The 20161-nt window shown below is 66.8% G+C and carries 16 protein-coding genes; 13 read left to right on the top strand and 3 right to left on the bottom strand.

Annotation, left to right across the window (positions count from 1 at the left end; translation table 11 throughout):
• Nucleotides 1-22 precede the first annotated feature (22 nt).
• Genes hemL through thiD form a run of 3 tightly spaced genes read right to left on the bottom strand, consistent with a single transcriptional unit; the run spans nucleotide 23 to nucleotide 2787 of the window.
• A complete protein-coding gene (gene hemL / locus B4920_RS22375) occupies nucleotides 23-1309 on the bottom strand; it encodes a glutamate-1-semialdehyde 2,1-aminomutase (RefSeq protein WP_079436899.1) in 1287 nt (428 codons plus the stop codon).
• Nucleotides 1310-1328: 19 nt separating this feature from the next.
• Nucleotides 1329-1943 carry a thiamine phosphate synthase gene (gene thiE / locus B4920_RS22370; RefSeq protein ID WP_079436898.1) on the bottom strand — a complete coding sequence of 205 codons (615 nt, stop codon included), beginning with the start codon at nucleotides 1941-1943 and terminating at the stop codon, nucleotides 1329-1331.
• 4 nt (nucleotides 1944-1947) lie between these two features.
• Complete coding sequence (gene thiD, locus B4920_RS22365) at nucleotides 1948-2787, bottom strand: bifunctional hydroxymethylpyrimidine kinase/phosphomethylpyrimidine kinase (protein ID WP_079436897.1); 840 nt, start codon at nucleotides 2785-2787, stop codon at nucleotides 1948-1950.
• Nucleotides 2788-2905: 118 nt separating this feature from the next.
• Between thiD and B4920_RS22360 the strand changes: the two genes are divergently transcribed.
• The 13 genes from B4920_RS22360 (at nucleotide 2906) to purH (ending at nucleotide 20149) form a co-directional block, all read left to right on the top strand.
• Nucleotides 2906-3058, top strand: coding sequence for a rubredoxin (locus tag B4920_RS22360; RefSeq protein ID WP_216819992.1), 153 nt, complete (start codon nucleotides 2906-2908; stop codon nucleotides 3056-3058).
• A 73-nt stretch (nucleotides 3059-3131) separates the two neighbouring features.
• Entirely contained in the window at nucleotides 3132-3530 is a 399-nt protein-coding gene (gene pilG, locus B4920_RS22355; protein ID WP_079436895.1) for a twitching motility response regulator PilG, read from the top strand.
• 17 nt (nucleotides 3531-3547) lie between these two features.
• Nucleotides 3548-3913 (top strand): response regulator transcription factor, encoded by a 366-nt coding sequence (locus B4920_RS22350; protein ID WP_079436894.1) that lies wholly within the window; start codon nucleotides 3548-3550, stop codon nucleotides 3911-3913.
• A 7-nt stretch (nucleotides 3914-3920) separates the two neighbouring features.
• On the top strand, nucleotides 3921-4436 hold the full coding sequence (locus tag B4920_RS22345; protein WP_079436893.1) for a chemotaxis protein CheW: 516 nt from the start codon (nucleotides 3921-3923) through the stop codon (nucleotides 4434-4436).
• Between the two features lie 48 nt (nucleotides 4437-4484).
• Complete coding sequence (locus tag B4920_RS22340) at nucleotides 4485-6605, top strand: methyl-accepting chemotaxis protein (RefSeq protein WP_079436892.1); 2121 nt, start codon at nucleotides 4485-4487, stop codon at nucleotides 6603-6605.
• A 38-nt stretch (nucleotides 6606-6643) separates the two neighbouring features.
• Nucleotides 6644-12589: an Hpt domain-containing protein gene (locus B4920_RS22335; protein WP_079436891.1), complete on the top strand. Its 5946-nt coding sequence runs from the start codon at nucleotides 6644-6646 to the stop codon at nucleotides 12587-12589.
• A 77-nt stretch (nucleotides 12590-12666) separates the two neighbouring features.
• Nucleotides 12667-14637: an RNB domain-containing ribonuclease gene (locus B4920_RS22330; RefSeq protein WP_079436890.1), complete on the top strand. Its 1971-nt coding sequence runs from the start codon at nucleotides 12667-12669 to the stop codon at nucleotides 14635-14637.
• An 11-nt stretch (nucleotides 14638-14648) separates the two neighbouring features.
• Nucleotides 14649-15608 carry an energy transducer TonB gene (locus tag B4920_RS22325; RefSeq protein WP_079436889.1) on the top strand — a complete coding sequence of 320 codons (960 nt, stop codon included), beginning with the start codon at nucleotides 14649-14651 and terminating at the stop codon, nucleotides 15606-15608.
• A gap of 7 nt (nucleotides 15609-15615) precedes the next feature.
• A complete protein-coding gene (aroE, locus tag B4920_RS22320) occupies nucleotides 15616-16434 on the top strand; it encodes a shikimate dehydrogenase (protein WP_079436888.1) in 819 nt (272 codons plus the stop codon).
• Nucleotides 16435-16445: 11 nt separating this feature from the next.
• Complete coding sequence (gene mtgA, locus B4920_RS22315; protein ID WP_079436887.1) at nucleotides 16446-17138, top strand: monofunctional biosynthetic peptidoglycan transglycosylase; 693 nt, start codon at nucleotides 16446-16448, stop codon at nucleotides 17136-17138.
• A 111-nt stretch (nucleotides 17139-17249) separates the two neighbouring features.
• Nucleotides 17250-18278: a tRNA dihydrouridine synthase DusB gene (gene dusB, locus B4920_RS22310; RefSeq protein WP_079436886.1), complete on the top strand. Its 1029-nt coding sequence runs from the start codon at nucleotides 17250-17252 to the stop codon at nucleotides 18276-18278.
• A complete protein-coding gene (locus tag B4920_RS22305) occupies nucleotides 18275-18514 on the top strand; it encodes a helix-turn-helix domain-containing protein (protein ID WP_079436885.1) in 240 nt (79 codons plus the stop codon). Before dusB ends, B4920_RS22305 begins: the two co-directional genes overlap by 4 nt.
• A gap of 66 nt (nucleotides 18515-18580) precedes the next feature.
• The gene (purH, locus tag B4920_RS22300; RefSeq protein ID WP_079436884.1) at nucleotides 18581-20149 is read left to right on the top strand and encodes a bifunctional phosphoribosylaminoimidazolecarboxamide formyltransferase/IMP cyclohydrolase; all 1569 of its coding nucleotides are present in this window, start codon (nucleotides 18581-18583) and stop codon (nucleotides 20147-20149) included.
• Nucleotides 20150-20161: the final 12 nt, after the last annotated feature.

Raw genomic sequence — 20161 nt, 5'->3', positions numbered from 1 at the left:
GGCCTCACCCCGGCGTTCAAGTTCAGCCCGCGTTGGCGGCAAACCAGGCTTCGGCGGCGGCGACGGTGCTGTCGATGTCGGCTTCCGAATGCGCAGCCGACACGAAGCCGGCTTCGAAGGCCGACGGCGCGAAGTAATGGCCGGCCTCCAGCATCGCGTGGAAGAAGCGGTTGAAGCGCTCCCGGTCGGAAGCCATCACGTCGGCGTAGCTCTGCGGCACGGCCTTGGCGAAATACAGGCCGAACATGCCGCCGACGGAATCGGCGATGAACGTCACGCCATGTTTGGCTGCCGCCGCATTGAGGCCCTTCACGAGGCGCTCGGTACGGGCGGTGAGCACTTCATAGAAACCGGGCTTGGCGATCTGCTCCAGGCTGGCGAGACCCGCTGCCACCGCCACCGGGCTGCCGGACAGGGTGCCGGCCTGGTACACGCCGCCCAGCGGGGCGATCTTTTCCATGATGTCGCGGCGGCCGCCGAAGGCCCCCACCGGCATGCCGCCGCCGATCACCTTGCCGAGGGTGGTCAGATCGGGCGTGATGCCGAACAGGCCTTGCACGCCACGCGGACCGACGCGAAAACCGGTCATCACCTCATCGAAGATCAGCACGGTGCCATGCTCGGTACACAGGCGGCGCAGCAAGTGCATGAATTCAGCCGACGGCTTGACGAGGTTCATGTTGCCGGCGATCGGCTCGATGATCACACAGGCGATCTCGCCGCCGCGGGCCTTGAAGGTATCCTCCAATTCGGCCGGGTTGTTGTAGTCGAGCACGATGGTGTGCTTGGCGAAATCTTCCGGCACACCTGCCGACGACGGATTGCCGAAGGTCAGCAGACCGGAGCCGGCCTTTACCAGCAGGCTGTCGGCGTGGCCGTGGTAACAGCCCTCGAACTTGAGGATCGCGTCGCGGCCGGTGAAACCCCGGGCCAGGCGGATCGCACTCATCGTCGCCTCGGTACCGCTGGACACCAGGCGCACCATCTCGAGGCTGGGCAGCAGTTCGCACAGGCGCTCGGCCATGTCGATCTCGCGCTCGGTCGGCGCACCGAAGGACAGGCCTTCGAGGGCCGCGGCACGTACCGCCTCGACCACCACCGGATCGGCATGGCCAAGAATGGCGGGGCCCCAGGAGCCGACGTAGTCGAGATATTCCTTGCCGTCCGCGTCCCACACGCGGGAGCCGAGCGCCTTCTTCAGGAAGCGCGGGGTGCCGCCCACCGATCGGAAGGCCCGGACCGGCGAATTGACGCCGCCGGGGATGGTGCGCTGGGCGCGGGCAAAGAGTTCTTCGTTACGACTGCTCATGCTGGTGTTTCCTTGTTGGTCAATCGAACAGCCCGGCGTAGGCGACCGCACGGGCGGCCGGAGCGGGGGCTGCAAATACGTCGCTGATGACGGCCAGCAGGTCGGCGCCGGCCTCGATCAGCGGCGGTGCATTGTCGAGGGTGATGCCGCCGATGGCCGCCACCGGCAGGCCTAGCTCACGCCGGGCACGGGTCAGGATGTCGAGGGGCGCAGGTATCGCGGCGGGCTTGGTGGACGACGGATACATCGCCCCGAAGGCCACATAGTCGACGCCGGCCGCCGCGCCGGCCACGGCACGAGGCCATTCGCCGTAACAGCTGACGCCGAGGATACGATCTGCGCCGAGGGCCCGCCGGGCGGCGGCCGGATCGCCGTCGTCGCGCCCCAGATGAACACCGTCGGCGCCGATTTCCAGCGCCAGCGCCAGATCGTCGTTGAGCACCAGCGGCACTCCCGCCTGGCGGCACAAGGCCAGCAAGCGGGTAGCCTGCACCCGCCTCAGGGCCGGATCGGCATTCTTGTTGCGGTACTGGACCAGCGCCGGCCGGGCTGGCAGCACCGCGCCAAGGGCGGCGGTCAGCGCCTCGGTGTCGCTCCAGTCCGGAGTGACCAGATAAAGTCCGCGTCGGAGCATGGTCTCAGCCCTCGTCCACCAGGCTGGGCCTGGACCAGAAAAAACGATCGGGAATGTGTTGCCCCATGCCGGGCCGGAAGGCCGCCGCCAGCGTCTTCCAGGTAAAACTCTGGGCCTCATGGACGGCCGCCGACATGTCCATGCCGTGGGCCAGTGCCGCCGCCACCGCGGACGCCAGCGTACAGCCGGAACCGTGGTAGCTGCCCGGCAGGCGCTCCCAGGTGTCGGCGCGGATCACGCCGCCGCGACCGTAGAGGGTATTGATGACCTGGGGCGTGTGCGCGTGGGAACCGGTGATCAACACATGCTCGCAACCCGAGCTCAGCAACTGGACGGCACAGTCATACAGAGACCGCTCGTCGTGCTCGTCCCGATGCAGGTCGGCCAGGCGACGCGCCTCCATGGTGTTCGGCGTAATGACGGTTGCCTGCGGCAGGATCAGTTCGCGCAGGGCTGCCAGCATGGCCTCGGAAGCCAGCTCGTCCCCCCGCCCGGAGGCCACCACCGGATCGACGATGACCGGCACGTGGGGATAGTCGGAAATGATCTCGGCGATCGCCGCAATGTTGTCGACGCTGCCCAGCACGCCGAGCTTGAAGGCCTGCACCGGCATGTCCTCGAGCACCGCGCGGGCCTGCTCGGCAACGAAATCGGCGTCGATCGCCAGCACCTCCTCCACCCCGGCAGTATCCTGCACGGTCAGCGCGGTAATGACAGTCAACGGGTGGCAGCCCATGCCTGACAATGTCATAATGTCGGCTTGCACGCCGGCCCCGCCGGTCGGATCGGATGCCGCAAAAACAAGGACTAGGGGAGGACCAGGATCGTTACGGGATATAGTCATTCGGAAAGACAAGGACGCACAAATTTAACTGCGACTGCGCTACCATTCACGATCCAAGCGATTCTAGCCGAAATCACTGCGCCGCACCCAAATGGCAAATCCTCCCTACAAGACCTGGATGTGTCTGATCTGTGGCCACATCTACGACGAAGCAACCGGCTCCCCGGACGAGGGCATTCCGCCCGGCACCCGCTGGGAAGACATCCCGCCGAACTGGACCTGTCCCGAATGCGGCGCCCGCAAGGAAGACTTCGAGATGGTTGCCATCTGACCCATCTGACCGCTCCCCAGACCAGTACCATGTATAACGATCACGCCATCCGAACCGTTTCCGGAGGTCCCCGGTGAATCTCAGCGGCATCAAGGTCATGGTCATCGACGACAGCAACACCATTCGCCGCAGCGCGGAGATCTTTCTCGCCCAGGCCGGCTGTCAGGTCGTGCTGGCCGAAGACGGTTTCGACGCACTGTCCAAGATCGCCGACCACGCCCCCGACCTGATCTTCGTGGACATCATGATGCCGCGCCTCGACGGCTATCAGACGTGTGCCCTGATCAAGAAGAACCCGCGCCTCAAGACCACCCCGGTGATCATGCTGTCGTCCAAGGATGGCTTGTTCGACCGCGCCCGTGGTCGTCTGGCCGGCTCCGACGAATATCTGACCAAGCCCTTCACCAAGGAAAGCCTGCTGCGCTCCGTGGCCAATCACACGCAAGCCGGCCGGGCCTCCGCCAACGACTGACCGCAAGAGAAGCATCCATGCCGATCAAGAAAATCCTTGTTGTAGACGACTCCCCGACGGAGCGCCTGGCCCTGTCGGAAGTGCTGGTGAAGAATGGCTACCAGGTAGTGACCGCCGAAAACGGCGACGAGGCGGTTCTGAAGAGCAAGAGCGAGCACCCCGACCTGATCCTGATGGACGTCGTGATGCCCGGCACCAACGGCTACCAGGCGACCCGCACGATCTCCCGGGACGAAAGCACCCGCAGCATCCCGGTGATCATGTGTACCAGCAAGGGGCAGGAAACCGACAAGATCTGGGGCCTCCGCCAGGGCGCCCTCGACTACATGGTCAAGCCCATCGATCACGCCGCGCTGCTCGACAAGATCCGCGCCCTCGACTGAGCATCCCATGGCAAAACGGATCAGTCTCCATGAATTCCAGGCCGGGCTCGCCCGGCGTCTGGCCGAAGCCCGCGACAACCGGGCCTCGGCCCTGCTGGCCGTCCAGGCCGGTGGTCGCAACTGGCTCGTGGACCTCACCGAAGCCGGCGAGATCCTGGCCGTGCCACCACTGGCCCCCGTGCCGCTGACCTACCCCTGGTTTCGCGGCCTGGCCAGTGTGCGTGGCAACCTGTTCAGCGTCGTCGACTTCGCCGCCTTTCATGGCGAGCCGCCCATCGCGCCGGTGGGCCACGCCCGCCTGCTGCTCGTCGGTGTGCGCCACGGTCTCAACAGCGCCCTGCTGGTAACGCGTGCGCTGGGCCTGCGCTCCATCGAAGACTTCATCCCGGTTCCGACCCCCGCCGACGAAGACCAGCCGTGGATCGGCGAACGCATGCAGGACAGCCGGGGAAGCTCCTGGACGCGTCTCAAGGTATCAGCACTGCTCAATCACTCGCGCTTTCTGGACGCCGCGCTTTCGTGAAATTCATTTCGGGAGATACAGCGGGCTCGATCCGCTGAAGAGGACAATATGGCATTCAAGCTACCAGGACTGTCGAAGGGCAACAGCAAGCCCGCCGCCGGCAATGTGGATACGATTCTTGATTCAGGAGAGGGTGCAATCAAGGCACCGCTTCCCTTCCTGGCCGGCAAATCATCCACCGAGCAGTTGCGCATCCTGCGCGTTCCCTTCCTGGTCTTCGCCGCGCTGACCGGAGCCTTCGTCCTCTACCAGATCCGCGTCAGCCACTTCGGCACGGCCTACGTCACCGCGGCCGGCGAGATGCGCACCCTGTCCCAGCAGATCGCCAAGGCCAGCCAGCTGACCCTGCAGGGCGACCCCAAGGCCTTCATCGAACTGAAGAACGGCCGCGAGCAGTTCAACACCCTCCTCGAAGCCGTGACCAACGGCGGTGACGTCAACGGCGCCAGCGTGCCGGGCGGCGCCAGCGCGGCCAGCGACGAACTCGCCGCAGTGACCGAGCTGTGGCAGAAGACCGACAAGGACGCCACCGCTCTGCTCGGCCAGGAAAAGAACCTCACCAGCCTCGGCAAGTCCGTCGGCACCATCAACGCCAAGAACCCTCAGCTGCTCGAGCTGTCCGAGCAGGTCGCCTCCCTCAAGCTGCAGGGCGGCGCATCGGCCCGCGAAATCGCCACCGCCAACCAGGTGGTGATGCTGACCCAGCGCATCGCCAAGAACGCCAACGCGCTGCTGGTCGCCAACGCCATCGACCCGGAAGTCGCCTTCCTGCTCGGCAAGGACACCAACACCTTCCGCGACCTCATCGAACAGCTGCAGAAGATGACCGCCGACGGCAGCGATGCCAAGGCCAAACTCAGCGAACTGGAAAAGGTCAGCAAGGACAACCTGGCCTCGGTGATGGAGATCCTCGGCAACATCCAGCTGCTGGTGCAGGCCAAGCAGGCCGGCAGCCACATCTTCCAGAACTCCGGCCCGCTGCTCGAAAAGACCTCGGCGCTGACCGATGCGTACACCCACGGCTACACGGGCTTCTTCACCTGGGTCAGCCTGGCGATCATCCTCTGTGCGCTGATCACCCTGGCCAGCCTGGCCCTGATGGCCAAGACCTATAACGACGACATCGCCCGCCGCCGCCTGGCCGCCGAACGCCTGCGGGAATCCGCCGAAGCCGAGCGCAACAACACCCAGCAGGCCATTCTGCGGCTGATGAACGAGATGGGCGACCTGGCCGACGGCGATCTCACCGTCCGTGCCACTGTCACGGAAGACATCACCGGCGCCATCGCCGACTCGGTGAACTACACCATTGAAGAGCTCTCGGTGCTGGTACGCCGCATCAACGACGCCGCCATCCGCGTGACCTCCGCCACCGAGTCCGCCCAGCAGACCTCGGACGAACTGCTGGCCGCCACCGAACGCCAGGCCCAGGAACTGCGCCTGGCCGGTGAAACCGCCCAGAACATGGCGAGCTCCATGAGTGCCGCATCGGAAGATGCCCTTCAGTCCGCCCGGGTCGCCCGGCGCTCCCTGCAGGCGGCCCAGAAGGGTGCCACCGCGGTGGAAGACACCATCAAGGGCATGAACGACATCCGCGAGAAGATCCAGGAGACCTCCAAGCGCATCAAGCGCCTCGGCGAATCCTCCCAGGAGATCGGTGAAATCGTGGAACTGATTTCCGACATTACCGAGCAGACCAACGTCCTCGCCCTCAACGCCGCCATCCAGGCCGCCTCTGCCGGCGAAGCCGGACGCGGTTTCTCGGTGGTTGCCGAAGAAGTGCAGCGCCTCGCCGAACGCTCCGCCGAAGCCACCAAGCAGATCGGCGCGATCGTGAAGACCATCCAGACCGACACCGGCGATGCCGTGGCGGCCATGGAAAACGCCACCCGCGACGTGGTGGATGGCGCCCACCTGTCAGAAACCGCCGGCCAGGAACTGGCGGAGATCGAACGCGTGTCCGCCGAAACCGCCGAACTGATCGAACGCATCTCGGTCAGTACCGAAGTCCAGGCCAAGGCAGCAACCCAGGTGGCCGAGAAGATGAAGAACATTCTCGCCATCACCGACCGCACGACCACCGGAACCCAGCAAACCGCCGTATCCATCGGCGAACTGGCCGACCTGGCAGTCGAACTCAAGGGCTCGGTCTCCGGCTTCAAGGTCTGAGCCCCCGATAGCGCACGGATTTCGCCGAAGAACCATTGATGAGCCCTGCACACGAACTCGACCTGGGTCCGCTGACCTGGGTCAAAGGCGAGATCGATCTGGCCCTCGGACGGGCGGCGGATGCGCTGGCCGAAGCCAGCTCGAGCCCCGACCGCCTTGGCCGGATCAAGTTTGCCCAGACCCACCTGCACCAGGCCCACGGCGCGCTGTCCATCGTCGGGCTGGACGGGCTGACCCAGTTCTCCGACCAGCTCGACCGCCTGCTCGGCGAGCTGGCATCCCAGCAGATCGCCAGCACGCCCGAGATCTCCCAGCTGGCCGCCCGCTGCATTGCGGCCATTGGCAACTATCTGGACGAACTGACCCGTGGCCAGCCCGACCAGGCCCTGCGACTCTTCGACCTGTATAGCGAGCTGGCCGCCGCCCGTGGCCAGGAAACGCCGACGCCCAGCGAACTGTTCTTTCCCGACCTGGGCCAGCGCCCCGACTTTGCGACCCCGGCCATCGACAGCGACGACCCGAAGCAATTGCGCAGCCTGCGCAGTCGCTTCGAACGGGGACTGCTGAAGTGGTTCCGCACCCCCCACGACCCAGCCGGCCCGCAGGAAATGCGCGAGGCAGCCAGCGGCATCGAAAGCCTGCAGACGGTCCCCGCAGCACGCGCCTTCTGGCTCGCCTGTTCAGCATTCTTCGATGCCCTCGGCCTGCAGGGCATCGCGGCAGACGCCGCCAGCAAGCGCCTGTGTGGTCGCATCGATGCCCAGATGCGGCGCGTGCTCGAAGGCTCCGGCGTCGTTGCCGAGCGCCTCATGCGCGACGTGCTGTATCAGGTCGCCGTGTCCACCGCCCATTCGCCGACCATCGACACGATCCGTGCCGCCTATCGGCTCGAGCATCTGATCCCGGCGGGCAGGCGTTCCATCAGCGGCACGCCCCAGGCGCCGCTGCTCGGCAGGCTGCGCAGCGGCCTGAACGAGGCCAAGGAAGCCTGGAACCAGTTCTCCAAGGGAAGTGCCATCGGCCTGCCCCATTTCCAGGACGCCATCGCGCCCCTCTCCGAAGTGGCCCAGGCCATCGACCAGCCGGAAGTGTCCACACTGTTCGACGAACTGGGTGCCACTGCACGCTGGCTGCGCCGGGACCCGCTGCAGCTCACCGACGCCCTGTCCATGGACATGGCGACGACGATGCTGCTGCTGGAAGCCCGCCTGGACAATCACCAGCATAGCGACGACGTCAGCGACGCCCAGCTGGCCCAGGTGGTGGCCCGCCTGCAGGCCCATCAGCGGGGCGAGAAGCTGTCCCCGCTGGTGATCGCCGACAGCGGCGACACCCAGACCCGCCACCTCAACCGCCAGCTGGCCCACGAGATCCTCGCCTCGCTCGGCGATGTCGAGCAGAACCTGGACAGTTTCTTCCGTGCACCGACCCGCACGGACATCCTCGCCGCAGTGCGCGAGCCCCTCAAGCAGATCGAAGGCGCCTTGTCGGTCCTCAACGAGGACGCGGCAGTCCGCCTGCTGCAGGATGCCGCCGCCCGCATCCGCGCCCTGTCCGCCAGCGAGGACGTATCCGCGAACCAGGAGGATTTCGAAGAGATCGCCCATCGCCTGTCGGCGCTCGGAATCTACGTCGAAGCCCTGCAGCACGGTCCGGCCGATCTCGAGCGCATCCTGCATCCCGACGCCGAGGTCCAGCGCCCGTCGACGACCAGCATCGAGATCGAGCTTGCCCAGCAACGCAAGGAAACCGCCGCCCTCGCCGCGGCCCTGAAGGACAACCCGGACGATTTCGGCCTGCGCACCGAACTCCAGATCAACCTGGAGAGCCTGCGCCAGGACGCGTCGCTGACCGCCGACACCGAACTCGAGAAACAGGCCCGCCAAGCTCTCAGCCTGCTCGACGCCGGCGCACTGTTCAACGAGACGCCCCCCATCGCCACCACTGAGACGCCGGCCCTGTCCCCCGAGGCCAGCCGACTCATGGATGCCAGCGAAGAAGAGATCGACGCCGAACTCCTGGCGATCTTCATCGAGGAAGCCATCGACGTCCGTGCGGCCATCGCCACCAACCTGGCCCGGCTGGAGCAGGAGCCGTCCAACACGGAAGTACTCACTGCGCTCCGACGCAGTTTTCACACCCTCAAGGGCAGCGGCCGGATGGTCGGGCTCAAGGATTTCGGCGAAGCTGCGTGGGGGATGGAACAGACCCTCAACCACTGGCTACGCCTCGAGCTGCCGGTGGACGGCCCGCTGCTGCACCTGATTGCCGATGGTTCGCAGGCCTTCTCCGCGTGGATCGACCAGCTCGAAGCCGGAGCCGGCCACCAGAAGGACGTCAGCGCCCTGCTCGCCGAAGCTGCCCGCCTGCGCAACGAAACAGCGCCGCCGCCCGCCGCCGCCCCGGAGCCACCGGAAGCCGCCCGGACACAGCCAGACGCAACACCCGCGGAGCCGCAGCTGACCGAGATCAGCCTCGACAGTGCGCCGCAGGAAGTCGACCTGGAAGCATCGATCACGCTGCCCGAGCTGGATTTCGCCGCCACCGATCTGGGCGAAAGCCTCACGCTGGCCGCCGCAGCCCATGCCAGCGCAATCGAGACCGTCGACCTCAACTTCCCCGACCTCAGTTTCGAGGAAGCGCGCGCCGCAACGAAACGGGCCGAGGCGCCGCCAGCGGAGCCGCTGCCCGCGTCCGAGGCCAGCCTGGCCGAAGCGATCGCAGAAGAGCCGGCTCCGACCCCCGTCGATTTCGATCTGAGCTTCGACCTTCCCGTCGAAGAAGAAGTACAGGCTCTGGAGGCGGAAGCGATCGAGTCTCCCGACGCCGCCACGCAGGAGCCCCTCGAGGAGCTGGAGATCCTCGACATCGGGGAAGAGCCGGCCGCCGTGCCGGAACCCCTGGCTATCGAGGTGCTGCTGTCCCCCGAGGAGGAGCACGCCGAAACAGCAGAGCCGGTCGCCGCCGACACCTTCGAGATCCCCGAAGCGGTCGAGACTGTTGAAGCCCTCGACCTCGACCAGATACCGCCCGCCGAACAGGCCCCCACGCCGGAAACGGAAACGGAAACGGAGGAAATTGTTAGCGGACATCCCGTGGAAACCGTGCTCGAAGAGGCGCTTCCCGGGAAAGAAGACATCGAGTTCGCCACGGAAGCCCTCGAGGAGCTCGAAGAGGTGGAGGCGCCCTCTGCCGCGCCTCTGCCGGCGGAGGAGCAGGCCATCGTTCAGCCCGAGACGGCAACCGGCCCGGACGAAATCCGCCTGGGCGAAATCACCCTGTCCCGCCCGCTGTTCGATCTCTATCTGGCCGAAGCCCGGCAGCACGTCGCAACCCTGCGCCAGGAGCTGTCCCGCCTGCCGGCCAATCCCACGCAGACACCGCCGACGGTGTCGATCCGCGCGGCCCACACCCTGTCGGGCATTTCCGGCACCGCCCATTTCAGCGCCCCGCAACAGCTGGCCAAGGCCCTTGAGCTGGCCCAGCAACGTCTCGCCGATCTGGACCAAGCACCATCCGCCGAGCAGACCGAAATATTGATCGACACCGCTGCGGCGCTCGAAAGCATGGTGGTCCAGCTGGGCGCCCGGGTACTGCCCGAACCGGAACCCGAGTTGATTGAACGGCTCGATGCCATCCTGGCATCCCAGCTCGCCGATTTCATCGGAGTTCCCACGGAAACGGCTCCACCCGAACTCGTCACCGCCACACTGCGGCCTCGCGAAGAAGCCCCGGTGCGCCAGCTGGAAAGCAGCCAGCCCGCCACGCCGCTACGCGACGATCTCGACCCCGAACTGCTGCCGATCTTCCTCGACGAAGGCAACGAACTGCTCGACCACCTCGACACGGCCCTGCGTGCCTGGCGCGCAGCACCGGGTGAGACGAGCCATGCCTCCGGCGTGGCGCGCCTGCTGCACACCCTGAAGGGCAGTGCGCGGATGGTCGGCGCGATGAACCTCGGACAGAACCTCCACGACCTGGAAACCCGTCTCGAACGTGCCCGGGCCCAGGATCCGGGCGGCATCGCCATCGTGGACGAGATCGAAGCCGCCCTCGACCAGGCCCGCCAGACCCTCGACACCCTGCAAAGCGGCCAGGCCACCGCCCCTGCGCAGCCCGCGGGCGAAGCGCCGGCCGAGGACATCATTCCGCTGCCAGCCGGTGAAGCGGCCAGTCCGGCCGCGCGTGCCCAACTGCGGGTGGATGCCGGCCGCATCGACCAGTTCGTCAACGAAGCGGGCGAAATCAGCATCGCGCGGACCCGCATCGAAGGCGAACTGCGCACCCTGCGCCGCTCCCTGCTGGACCTCACCGAGAACGTCATCCGACTGCGCAACCAGCTGCGCGAAGTCGAGATTCAGGCCGACACCCAGATGCAGTCGCGCCTGTCCCAGGTCGAAACCCAGCACACCGAGTTCGACCCCCTGGAGATGGACCGCTATACCCGTCTGCAGGAACTGACCCGGATGATGGCGGAGAGCGTCGGCGACGTGACCACCGTGCAGCAGAATCTGCTGCGCAACCTGGACGGCGCCGAATCGGCCCTGCACGCCCAGTCCCGCATGGCCCGCGAACTGCAGCAATCCCTGATGCACGTGCGCATGGTCCCCTTCGACAGCCTGGCCGAGCGGCTCTACCGCCTGGTCCGCCAGACCGCCAAGGAGCTCGGCCGCCGCGCCAACCTGGACATCATCGGCGGGCAGATCGAAATCGACCGCAGCGTGCTCGACGCGATGAGCGGCCCGCTGGCCCACCTGGTGCGCAACGCGGTCGCCCACGGCATCGAAACGCCCGAGGCGCGACGCGAAGCCGGCAAGACGGAAATCGGTCAGATCACCCTCAAGATCGCCCATGAAGGCAACGAGGTGTTGATCGAGTTCCGCGACGACGGCGCCGGCCTCGACTTCGCCCGCATCCGCCAGCACGCCATCGACAGCGGCCTGATAGCCGCCGACGAGGACGCCGACGACAAGCGCCTCACCAACCTGATCTTCGTGCCGGGTTTCTCCACCGCCAGCCTGTCCAGCCTGGCCGGCCGTGGCGTCGGCATGGACGTGGTGAAGAGCGAAACCGCGGCAGTCGGCGGGCGTATCAGCGTGGACACCACGCCCGGCGAAGGCACCACCTTCCGCATCCACCTGCCGCTGACCCTCGCGGTCACCCAGGCGCTGCTGGTGCGTGCCGGCAACCGGACCTTCGCGATCCCATCGTCGATGGTGGCCCAGGTCCTCGAACTGAAGGCCGCAGCCCTCGAGAAGATCCGCAGCGACCAAGGCACCGACTGGCTCGGCGAACACTACGGCTACCGCTACCTGCCCCGCCTCCTCGGCGATCAGGTTTCGCAGCCCCAGGTGGAACGCTTCAACTGGGTGCTGCTGCTGCGGGCCGGCAGCGAAACGCTCGCCTTGCACGTGGACGCCCTGCGCGGCAACCAGGAAATCGTCGTCAAGAACGCCGGCCCGCAATATGCGCGCATGGTGGGCTATTCCGGCGCCACCGTGCTCGGTGACGGCGAGATCGTGCTGATCCTCAACCCGGTCGCGCTGGCCGGTCGCAGCCCGGATGGCGACGACGACGAGGCTCCGCTCGCAGTCAGCAGCCACACACCGAGCCAGCCGACGGTGATGGTGGTGGACGACTCCCTGACAGTGCGCAAGATCACCGGCCGCCTGCTCGAACGGGAAGGCTACCGGGTCGTTACCGCCAAGGACGGGGTCGATGCGCTGGAGCAGTTGTTGACCGTCACCCCCGACGTGGTCATCGCCGACATCGAAATGCCGCGCATGGACGGCTTCGATCTGACCCGCAACATCCGCGCCGACGCCCGCCTGAAGGCCGTGCCGATCATCATGATCACCTCCCGCACGGCCGACAAGCACAAGCGCTACGCGGAGGAAATCGGCGTCAATCACTACCTCGGCAAGCCCTACGACGAGGACGTGCTGCTCGGCCTGATCCACGACTTCGTCGCCACGCCGGCCTGATCCGGACGAAACACCGCTTTCGTCCGGGCCAGGGCCCGGCTTGGCTATAATCGGCTGTTTTCCCGCTTGGCCATTCCATGAATCTGCTCTTCGAAGAGGATGGTGCCTTCAAGACCGGCACCATCCTGACCGACAACGACGCCTCCCTGCAGGTGGAAACGCCCCACGGCAAGCGCCTCAAGCTGAAGAGCAAGGACGTGTTGCTGCGCTTCGCCCAGCCTTCGGCCGGCGAATTGCTCGACCGTGCCGAGACCGAGGCGGAAGGCCTCGACACCGAATTCCTGTGGGAGGTCTGCGGTGACGAGGAATTCGGTTTCGCCGAGTTCGCACAGGAATACTTCGGCCATGTGCCCACCCCGGTGGAGTCCGTGGCGGTGCTGCTGCGCCTGCACGCCGCACCGATCTACTTCCACCGCAAGGGCAAGGGCCGCTTCCGCAAGGCGCCGGCCGAGATCCTGCAGGCCGCCCTCGCCGGCCTAGAAAAGAAACGCCAGCAGGCCGCCGCCATCGAGCGCATGCGCGACGAACTGCTGGCCGGCACGGTGCCGGACGAACTCCGCCCGCTGATCCGCCAGCTGCTCTACAAACCGGATCGCAACCGCCTCGAAACCAAAGCCCTTGAGGCCGCCTGTGCCGAGAACGGCAAATCGGCGGCCCGCCTGCTGCTCGACTGCGGTGCGCTGGCGTCGTCCCACGAGCTGCATTTCGACCGCTTCCTGTTCGAATACTTCCCGAACGGCACCAGTTTCCCGGCAGTGGAAGCGCCCATCGAGCCCGCCGACCTGCCGCTCGCCGACGTGCGTGCCTTCTCCATCGACGACGCAGCCACCACCGAGATCGACGATGCCTTCTCGGTAACCCCCACCGCCGACGGCTGGCGTATCGGCATCCACATCGCCGCACCGGGCCTGGGTTTCGGCCGCGACTCGGCGCTGGACGGCATCGCTCGCGACCGCCTGTCCACGGTGTACATGCCCGGCAACAAGATCACCATGCTGCCGGACGATGTGGTCGCCCGCTTCACGCTGGGCGAAGGGCGCGACTGCCCGGCCCTGTCCCTGTACCTGGAGGTCAGCCGCGACCTGATCGTCACCGGCCACAGCTCGCACCTCGAACGCGTACCGGTGGCCGCCAACCTGCGCCACCACGACATCGAGCCGGTTTTCAACGAGACCACGCTGGAGGAAGGCGGCCCCGACTTCCCGTGGAAAGCCGAGCTGACCCTGTTGTGGGAACTCGCCACCGTCCTCGAAGCCGGCCGCGGCAAGCCGGCCGCCAACCAGACCCTGGTGGATTACAACTTCAGCGTCGACTGGAATGCCAGCACCGACGACGGCCCCGGCCGCATCGAGATCGGCCGCCGCCCACGCGGCTCGCCCCTCGACAAGCTGGTCGCCGAGTTGATGATTGCCGCCAACAGCACCTGGGGCAAGGCCCTCGCCGACGCCGGTATTCCGGCCCTGTACCGGGCCCAGACCGGCGGCAAGGTCCGCATGACCACCGCCGCAGCGCCCCATGAAGGTCTCGGCGTCGACTGTTACGCCTGGTCCAGCTCACCGCTGCGGCGCTACGTGGACCTGGTCAACCAGTGGCAGCTGATCAGCTGGCTGCGCGGCACGCCGCCGACCTTCCCGCCCAAGTCGCCGGAACTGATCGCCGCAATGCGCGACTTCGAGCTCACCTACGCCGCCTACGCCGAATTCCAGCGCGGCATGGAGCGCTACTGGTGCGTACGCTGGCTGCGCCAGGCCGGCCACCCACCGATGACGGCCCGTGTGCTGCGCGAGAGCCTGGTCCGCCTCGACGAGATTCCCTTCGTCTTCAAGGTCCCGTCGATGCCGACCCTGCCACCGGGCACCCGGGTACGCCTGGCCATCGAGCGCAGCGACCTGGTGGACGTGGAAGTCCACGCCACCTATCTGGAAACCGTGGCCGCAACGAGTGGCGATCCGCCCCCCATCGACGAGGTGCAGCTTCCCGACGACGCCGAGCCCACGGCCGACGCCCCGCCGCCCACCAACGCGGAAGCGCCGCCCGCCACCGCCTGACGCCGATTTCCATGCAAGCCCTGCGCCGCCCCCCGCCTCCGCAGCCGAGTACCCCGTCACGCGCACCGCCCGCCACCGGCGGGGGCGGCGCCTGGCCGGTCTTTACCGGTAGCACGGCGCGTTACGCGCTGGAATGGGGGGTCGGCCTGTCCCTGGCACTGCACGCCGTCCTGCTGTCGCTCCATTTCGTGATGCCGGACGCCGACAAGCTACGCCACCGGGACAAGGGCCTGGAAGTCGTGCTCGTCAATTCGCGCCACGCCGAACGCCCGGAGCAGGCCGACGTGCTGGCCCAGACCAATCTCGACGCGGGCGGCACCGACGGGGCAGAAGGGCGGCCGAGCACACCGCTGCCACCGCTGGAGCAGACCCGCTCCGGCGACAGCTTGGTCGAGGCGCAAAGACGCAGTGAAACACCGGAAACACCCCAGTCCCAGGCCATGACCGCCAGCCGCAGCCGAACCGCGCTGCCGGTGAACAACCAGCAGGTCTCGCCCACCGAGACACCGCGCCCGGTGTCGGGCTACGACCTGCTCGACAGCTCCGCGGCGGTTGCCCGCATCGAGGCACAGATCGACAAGGACCTGGTGGATTACTCGGCGCGGCCGCGCAAGAAGTTCATCGGTGCCCGCGCCCAGGAATACCGCTTTGCCCAATACGCCGAGGACTGGCGCCAGAAGATCGAACGGGTCGGCACCCTTAACTACCCGGACGCGGCCCGTGGCAAGTTCTACGGCAGCCTGCTGCTGTCGGTCACGATCCGTGCCGACGGCAGCGTGCAGAGCATCGACATCCACCGCTCGTCCGGCCACAAGGTGCTGGATGACGCAGCCCGGCGCATCGTCCAGCTGGCCGCCCCCTACGCCGCCTTCCCGCCCGACATCCGGCGCGACACCGACGTGATCGAGATCACCCGCACCTGGACCTTCACCAACTCGGACATGCTGCAGACGTCCGCCAAGAAAGAATAAGCCCACGATGGACCGCTACGCCGTCATCGGTAATCCGATCGCCCACAGCAAGTCGCCGCGCATCCACACCCTTTTCGCCGCGCAGACCGGCCAGGCGCTGAGCTACGAGGCCTTGCTCGCGCCCCTGGATGCCTTCGTCGCCACCGTCGAGGCCTTTCGCGCTGCCGGCGGCCGCGGGCTCAACGTGACCGTGCCCTTCAAACTCGAAGCCTTCGATTTCGCCGATCGCCACACCCCGCGGGCGCTGGCTGCCGGCGCCGTGAACACCCTGGCTTTCGGCCCCGACGGCGTGCTCGGCGACAACACCGACGGCGCCGGCATCCTGCGCGATATCACCGTCAACCTGGGCTGCCCGGTGGCGGGCCGCCGCGTGCTGCTGCTCGGTGCCGGCGGCGCCGCCCGCGGCACCATCCTGCCACTGCTCGACGCGCAGCCGGCCAGCCTCACCATCGCCAACCGCACGGCCGTCAAGGCTGCCGAACTGGCGGACGAATTCTCCACCGGACCGCTGCGCCCGCTGGGCTGCGGTTTTGCCGATCTGGCCGGCCAGGATTTCGACGTGGTCATCAACGCCACCAGCGCCAGCCTGTCCGATGCGGCCCCCGATCTACCGGCCGGCCTCTATGCGCCGGGCAGCCTGGCCTACGACATGATGTACGGCAAGGGTGATACCCCGTTCATGCGTGCCGCCCGCGAACAAGGCGCCGCCCGCCTGGCCGACGGCCTCGGCATGCTGGTCGAACAGGCGGCCGAGAGCTTTCTCCTGTGGCGCGACGTCCGCCCCGCAACCGCCCCGGTTCTCGCCGAACTGCGCGCGGCCCTGTAGGTGCCCCGGCGGTGAAGACCCTCTGGCGCTGGACCCGTCGCAGCCTGCTGGCGCTGGTCCTGCTCCTCATCGCCTATCAGTTGTGGCTGCTCGGCCATGTGCTGTGGTGGAAATGGGAGCCGCCCGCCGAAACCAGCTTCATGAGCCTGCGCCGCGATGAACTCGTCGTCCGCAAGCCCGATGCCGAGCTGCATTACCGCTGGGTGCCCTACGAGAGGATCTCGGTACACCTCAAGCGGGCAGTGATCGCCGCCGAGGACGACAAGTTCGTGGACCACGAGGGCTTCGACTGGGAGGGCATCCAGAAGGCCATCGAGAAGAACCAGAGAAAGGGCAAGGCCGTCGCCGGCGGCTCGACGATCAGCCAGCAACTGGCCAAGAACCTGTTCCTGTCGCCAGCCCGCAGCTACCTGCGCAAGGTCGAGGAAGCCATCATCACGGTGATGATCGAGAACCTGTGGGACAAGCGGCGCATCCTCGAGGTCTACCTCAACGTCGTCGAATGGGGTGATGGCATCTTCGGCTGCGAAGCTGCCGCCCAGCGCTACTACCGGGTCTCCGCGGCCCAGCTGACCCCCGCCCAGGCAGCCCGCCTGGCAGTCATGCTGCCCAACCCGCGCAAGTACGAAAAGACCTACGGTCCGCGCCTGGCCGCTCACGCGGTACGCATTCAAGGCCGCATGCAGTACTCCGAAGTGCCCTGAAATCCCTTGCCCGGCAGGGACTAAGTCACTTCATTGCGGGAAGTCGGCACCTGCCAGACGCAGGGCCCTTGAGGTAGAATGCGCTGCTTTTCCCCAGTTGTGCCTCCCCCGATGCAATTCGCCGGATTCACCTTGCGAAACAACCTGTTCGTCGCGCCCATGGCCGGCGTGACGGATCGTCCCTTCCGCCAGCTTTGCAAAAAGATGGGGGCAGGCCTCGCCGTGTCCGAGATGGTCACCTCCAACTCCCTGCTCTACGGCAGCGCCAAGACCCAGCGGCGCGCCAACCACGACGGCGAGGTGGAACCGATCTCCGTGCAGATTGCCGGCGCCGACCCGGCCATGATGGCCGAAGCGGCCCGCCACAACATCGACCGCGGCGCGCAGATCATCGACATCAACATGGGCTGCCCGGCCAAGAAGGTCTGCAACGTGATGGCCGGCTCGGCGCTGATGCAGGACGAACCGCTGGTCGCCCGCATCCTCGAGGCGGTCATCCAGGCTGCCGGCAACACCCCGGTCACGCTCAAGTTCCGCACCGGCTGGAACAAGGCCAACAAGAACGCCCCGATGATCGCCCGCATCGCCGAAGAGTCCGGCGTACAGCTGATCGCCATCCACGGCCGCACCCGCGCCTGCCAGTACACCGGCAACGCCGAGTACGACACCATCGCCGACGTGAAGACCCGCGTACGCATCCCGGTGATCGCCAACGGCGACATCACCACGCCGCAAAAAGCGAAGTTCGTGCTCGACTACACCGGCGCCGACGGCGTCATGGTCGGCCGTGCCGCCCAGGGCCGCCCGTGGATCTTCCGCGAGATCGAACACTTCCTGAAAACCGGCGAGGAGCTGCCGCCCCCGCTGGTTTCCGAAATCCTGCAGGTGTGCAAGGAGCACCTCGCCGACCTCTACGCCTTCTACGGCGAAGACACCGGCGTGAAGATCGCCCGCAAGCACATCAGCTGGTACACCAAGGGTCTGGTCGGCTCCGCGCAGTTCCGCAAGACCATGAACACCCTGCCGACCGTCCAGGCACAGCTGGCTGCCATCGACGAATTCTTCGGCAGCCTCGCCGACCGGGACAGCCGCCTGGTCTATGCCGAACCCGAAGAATTCCCCCAGGAGCTTGCAGCATGAGCAGTACCAGCAATGAGATTGCCGAGTCCGTCTGCCGGGCGCTGGACACCTATTTCCGCGACCTCGACGGCGAGAAGCCGAACGCCCTGTACGACATGGTGATCAAGAACGTCGAACGTCCGATGCTCGAGTTCGTCCTCAAGCAGGCCGGCGGCAACCAGACCCTGTGTGCCGAGATGCTCGGCATCAACCGCAACACCCTGCGCCGCAAGCTCTCCGAGCACGAACTGCTCTGAGCGGCGGCGCCCCCGTTTTCCTCCATTGACCGCCGCGGCGCCCCCGCGGCCTTCCAGAGAAACACCATGAAAGTCACCCAAGCCCTGCTCAGCGTCTCCGACAAGACCGGCGTGATCGAATTCGCCCGCGAACTGTCCGCCCTCGGCATCGCCCTGCTGTCCACCGGCGGCACCGCCAAGTCCCTCCGCGACGCCGGCCTGCCGGTCACCGACGTGTCCGACTACACCGGTTTCCCCGAGATGCTCGACGGCCGCGTGAAGACGCTGCACCCCAAGGTCCACGGTGGCATCCTGGCCCGCCGCGACCTGCCCGAGCACCTGGCCAAGCTGGAAGAGCACAGCATCCCGCGCATCGACCTGGTGGTGGTCAACCTCTACCCGTTCCAGGCCACCATTGCCAAGCCCGACTGCGCGCTGGAAGACGCCATCGAGAACATCGACATCGGCGGCCCTACCATGGTCCGTGCGGCGGCCAAGAACCACGGCAATGAAGCCGGCGGCGTCGGCATCGTGACCGATCCGGAAGACTACGCGGCCATCGTCGCCGAGCTGAAGGGCAACGCCGGCGCGCTGTCCTACAAGACCCGCTTCGATCTGGCCCGCAAAGCCTTCACGCACACTGCCCGCTACGACAGCGCGATCTCCAACCACCTGACCGCACTGGCCGACGACGGCTCCAAGAAGGCCTACCCGGAGCGCTTCCAGCTGGCCTTCGACAAGGTGCAGGACCTCCGCTACGGCGAGAACCCCCACCAGACCGCCGCCTTCTACAAGGAATCCGAAGCCCCCGCTGGCGCCATCGCCGCCTACACCCAGGTGCAGGGCAAGGAACTGTCCTACAACAACATCGCCGACTCCGACGCCGCGTGGGAATGCGTGAAGGCTTTCGACAGCACGGCCTGCGTCATCGTCAAGCACGCCAACCCCTGTGGCGTGGCCGTCGCCGCCAGCCCGCTGGATGCCTACAAGAAGGCCTTCTCCACCGATCCGACGTCCGCCTTCGGCGGCATCATTGCCTTCAACACCACGGTTGACCGCGCTGCCGCCGAAGCCGTCAGCGCCCAGTTCCTGGAAGTGCTGATCGCCCCCGCCTACACCGACGAAGCCCTCGAACTGTTGAAGGCCAAGCAGAACGTGCGCGTGCTGATCGTGCCGCTGGGCACCGTCAAGCAGCCCGACTACAAGCGCGTCGGCGGCGGACTGCTGGTGCAGAGCGCCGACTTCGCGCCGATCACCGCGGCCGACCTGAAGGTCGTCACCAAGCGTGCCCCGACCGAACAGGAACTCGGCGACCTGCTGTTCGCCTGGCGCGTCGCCAAGTACGTCAAGTCCAACGCCATCGTCTACTGCAAGGACGGCATGACCATCGGCGTCGGCGCCGGCCAGATGAGCCGCGTCGACTCCGCCCGCATCGCCAAGATCAAGGCCGAGAACGCCGGCCTGGTGATCCCCGGCTGCGTGGTCGCCTCCGACGCCTTCTTCCCGTTCCGTGACGGTCTCGACGTGCTGGCCCAGGCCGGCGCCACCGCCGTCATCCAGCCGGGTGGCTCGGTGCGCGATGCCGAAGTGATCGCCGCGGCCGACGAGCAGGGCATCGCCATGGTCCTCACCGGCTTCCGCCACTTCCGTCACTGATCCGGGACCCGT

It is taken from the genome of Zoogloea sp. LCSB751 (assembly GCF_002028455.1).
GTDB lineage: Bacteria > Pseudomonadota > Gammaproteobacteria > Burkholderiales > Rhodocyclaceae > Zoogloea.
The sequence above is the reverse complement of the archived record's forward strand: the minus strand, read 5'-3'. Positions and strand labels throughout refer to the sequence as shown.